A 4,015-nucleotide genomic window follows, 5' to 3' on the forward strand; every position below is an offset into this window, starting at 1 on the left:
ACGCGATGCAGGATGGATACTTTCCCTGCCAGCGGCAAGCGATACTTCGCGAGTTGGCCGATTCCGATGTTCCGGTACTCGGGCCTTGGTTTTTTTACGGCTTCAGCCATGCTAGACCCCAACTTGTTAATACACTAATCCGCGATTTTAGCGCCTTTTTATTTCGCGCTGCAGCGAAAAGCCGTCGAAGAGACTCTTGCTCAGTACGCGAAAATGGCCTTCCTGACGTGCGCATTCCGCGCGAACTCAGCCAGTGCGCGCGACCCCGTCTTCATTCGTTCAACTCAAGTCGTTCTGATAGAAATAACCGGTCGTGACATACCAGCCGCGCCGAACTTCGACCGGGCGATCGCCATACGTATAGGACACGCGCTCCACCGATAACAGCGGGAAGCCCTGCGCGACATCGAGGAACTGCGCGACGGTCTCGTCGGCGGCGACAGCGCGAATCTTTTCCGTCGCGCGAATCATGCGCGTGCCGAACTCGGTCTCGAACATCGCGTACAGCGGGCCCTTGTATTCCGCGAGACGCTCGGCCGTGAGGCCGCGAAAAACCGCGCCGGGCAGCCAGATTTCATCGAATACGGTCGTTACGCCATCAAACTGCAACAAGCGCTTGATAAGAACGACAGGATCGGCGGGCTTCAGATCCAGTTGGCGCGCAATCTCGGCGGGCGCACGCAGGCGTCTGCATTCGAGCAGACGGCTTACATGGGGATGAACATCGCCATCGTCGGGCAGGAGGCGCAGGAAGCGGAACTGCACGCGATCTTCGTTGTGCGTCGCAACGAACGTGCCCTTGCCCTGGCGGCGAACGAGAAGATTGCCGGCGGCGAGCTCGTCGATCGCCTTGCGAACGGTGCCCTGACTCACCTTGTAGCGCGCGGCCAGCTCGACCTCGCTCGGGATGATCTCGCCGGGCTTCCACTCGCCGGACTCGAGTCCCTGCGTGATGAGCGCCTTGATCTGCTGATACAGTGGGCTGAACGTCGGCGACGGCGTGCTCGCGGCCTCAGCCGCCGGTGCAGTGCCGTTGGGGGTCGTCGTGCTCGCCGGGTTGGAATTCATGCCGCGCATTTCAACACAAGGGCCGCCACGCGTCCAGACTTTTCCCGCAGATTCCTATGTCTTATATAAGACATAAGATAGTGTTGACTTTACCCCCCGGCAATCCTACACTCCTTGGCGAGCAAGGGTTTGCGGGTCGTTGCGAGAGCGCAGGAACCGCCGGTCAGCGTGTTTTCGGCCTCGGGAACATCTCGGATCGCGGCAGCCACGCATCGCGCACCATACCGCCAGGCACGCCCTTTCGCTTTCGCCTCACGCCGATCGGCCATTCGATTCGCGCCCCGCTGCCTGCCCCATGCCTCGCAACGTCAAGCGCCCTATCGGATGGGCGCGTTGCCGTCAGACTCGAGCGAAATCCCCGCGTCCTTCCTGAACAACTCCGCACGCCTCTCGCTCGAAGAAGGATTCATGACATGGCAGTCACGCCCGCTCATTCATTCACGCGGCGCGAATCCACGAATGAACGCGCGCAACGCCACGTGGCGCCCACTTTCGCAGATTCGCACACGGCATGGCCGGCATGTCTTCATCAACGCTTTGCGTAACGCGCATAAAATGGCGTTTTCCCTAGCGTTCCACGCATCGTCCAGGAGAGTTCTCAATGGCTAAGTCCGCAAAGCGCGTTGCCGTCACCGGCGCCGCAGGTCAAATCGGCTACTCGCTGCTGTTCCGCATCGCCAACGGCGATCTGCTCGGCAAAGACCAGCCCGTGATTCTTCAGTTGCTCGATCTGCCGCAAGCGCAAGCCGCCGTGAAGGGCGTCGTGATGGAACTGGAAGATTGCGCATTCCCGCTGCTCGCCGGCGTGGTCGTCACGGACGATCCCAAGGTCGCGTTCAAGGATGCAGACGTCGCGCTGCTCGTCGGTGCGCGTCCGCGTTCGAAGGGCATGGAGCGCAAGGACCTGCTGTCGGCGAACGCCGAGATCTTCACGGTTCAGGGCAAGGCGCTGAACGATGTCGCGAGCCGCGACGTCAAGGTGCTGGTCGTCGGCAACCCGGCGAACACGAACGCGTACATCGCGATGAAGTCGGCGCCGGATCTGCCGAAGAAGAACTTCACCGCCATGCTGCGTCTGGACCACAACCGCGCGCTGTCGCAACTGGCCGCCAAGTCGGGCAAGCCGGTCGCGTCGATCGAAAAGCTCGCCGTGTGGGGCAACCACTCGCCGACGATGTACCCGGACTTCCGCTTCGCGACCGCCGAAGGCCAAGACCTCACGAAGCTCATCAGCGACGACGAATGGAACCGCAACACGTTCATCCCGACCGTCGGCAAGCGCGGCGCTGCGATCATCGAAGCGCGCGGCCTGTCGTCGGCGGCATCGGCGGCCAACGCGGCCATCGATCACGTGCGTGACTGGGTGCTCGGCACGAACGGCAAGTGGGTCACGATGGGCATTCCGTCGGACGGCACGTACGGCATTCCGGAAGACATCATCTACGGCGTGCCCGTCACGTGCGAAAACGGCGAGTACAAGCGCGTCGAAGGCCTGGAAATCGACGCGTTCTCGCGCGAGAAGATGGACGGCACGCTCAACGAGCTGCTCGAAGAGCGTGACGGCGTCGCGCATCTGCTCGGCAAGTAAGCACCTCGTTTGAAAGGGAAGCGCGAGAGGCGCTTCCCGTCAGCGCGAACGCCCAAGCGTTCGCGCCTGATCCGATCGCGCTTGAAGATCCGCCTGAAGATCTTTCGAGCGCGGCCGAATCAGAAGCATGAGCCAAGTTCGAATTCACTTCCCCAACTCGGACCCGACGCCGACAATGCGCGCTCTCACTCCCGCCGAAGTGCTGTTTGACTGCGAACCGCAACCCGCCGTGCTCCCGCCCTGCGATCACTACGCCGGCAGCGAGAAGCTGATGAAGAAATCGCTGGCGTTGCAGGCGCAACTCGGCCCGGTATTCGACATCACGCTCGATTGCGAAGACGGTGCGCAGGTCGGTCATGAGGTCGAACATGCGGAGCTGGTCGCATCGTTCGTGGGTGGCGAGGAAGACCGCTTCGGGCGCGTCGGCGTGCGTATCCACGACTTTCAGCATCGCGCGTGGCGCGACGACGTGGGCATCATCCTGCGCCACGCGAAGAAAGCGCCCGCATACATCATGCTGCCGAAGATCCGCAGCGTCTTCGATGCCGCCGAGATGGTGGCTTTCATCGAAGCATCGCGGTGCGAATTCGGCATTCAGAAGCCCGTTCCCTGTCATCTGCTGATCGAGACGCATGGCGCGCTCGTGGAAGCGTTCGAACTCGCCGCGCTGCCCGGTGTCGAATCGCTGAGCTTCGGCCTGATGGATTTCGTCTCGGCGCACAACGGCGCGATTCCCGATACCGCGATGCGCTCGCCCGGCCAGTTCGAGCATCCGCTCGTGCGGCGCGCGAAGCTCGAGATCGCGGCTGCGTGTCACGCGCATGGCAAGGTGCCGTCGCACAATGTGTCGACGGAAGTGCGCGACATGAGCATCGTCGCGAACGATGCCGGGCGCGCCCGCAACGAGTTCGGCTACACGCGCATGTGGAGCATCCATCCGGACCAGATCAGGCCGATCGTCGAGGCCTTCTCGCCGCGCGCGGAAGAAATCGCGCTCGCCGCCGCGATCCTGCTCGACGCGCAGCGCGCGCAGTGGGGCCCGACGCGTCATGGCGACACGCTGCACGACCGCGCGAGTTATCGCTATTACTGGTCGGTGCTGCGCCGCGCGCACGCGACCGGCCAGGCGATCCCGGACGATTGCGCGCCGCTCTTCGCGCCGGCTTCAGAGGCATGAGCACGAGCGCGTTCTTCAAGCACAACAAGTAACGCCGCATTGCGCGCGTACGTAAGGAGACTGGAGAGCATGACCGATACCGCATCGACCGACGCACCCGCAACCGGCGCATTCAAGCCGAAGAAATCCGTCGCGCTGTCCGGCGTGACCGCGGGCAATACCGCGTTGTGCACGGTCGGCAA

The 4,015-nt window shown here is 62.8% G+C and carries 3 protein-coding genes and 1 pseudogene; 2 read left to right on the plus strand and 2 right to left on the minus strand.

From position 1 onward, the window contains the following. Both AWB80_RS42570 and AWB80_RS42575 read right to left on the minus strand, forming a co-directional pair. Positions 1–110 (minus strand): annotated as a pseudogene (locus AWB80_RS42570) (succinate dehydrogenase, cytochrome b556 subunit); the annotation flags it as partial. A gap of 169 nt (positions 111–279) precedes the next feature. Beyond that, positions 280–1,077 (minus strand): GntR family transcriptional regulator, encoded by a 798-nt coding sequence (locus AWB80_RS42575; protein ID WP_061180586.1) that lies wholly within the window; start codon positions 1,075–1,077, stop codon positions 280–282. Between the two features lie 592 nt (positions 1,078–1,669). Here AWB80_RS42575 and AWB80_RS42580 point away from each other — a divergent pair. Together AWB80_RS42580 and AWB80_RS42585 are read left to right on the plus strand one after the other, a co-directional pair. Beyond that, the gene (locus AWB80_RS42580) at positions 1,670–2,656 is read left to right on the plus strand and encodes a malate dehydrogenase (protein WP_061180587.1); all 987 of its coding nucleotides are present in this window, start codon (positions 1,670–1,672) and stop codon (positions 2,654–2,656) included. 175 nt (positions 2,657–2,831) lie between these two features. Beyond that, positions 2,832–3,833 carry an HpcH/HpaI aldolase/citrate lyase family protein gene (locus AWB80_RS42585; protein WP_061180588.1) on the plus strand — a complete coding sequence of 334 codons (1,002 nt, stop codon included), beginning with the start codon at positions 2,832–2,834 and terminating at the stop codon, positions 3,831–3,833. The last annotated feature ends 182 nt before the right edge of the window (positions 3,834–4,015 follow it).

The sequence above is a fragment of the Caballeronia pedi genome, assembly GCF_001544915.2.
Lineage (GTDB): Bacteria > Pseudomonadota > Gammaproteobacteria > Burkholderiales > Burkholderiaceae > Caballeronia > Caballeronia pedi.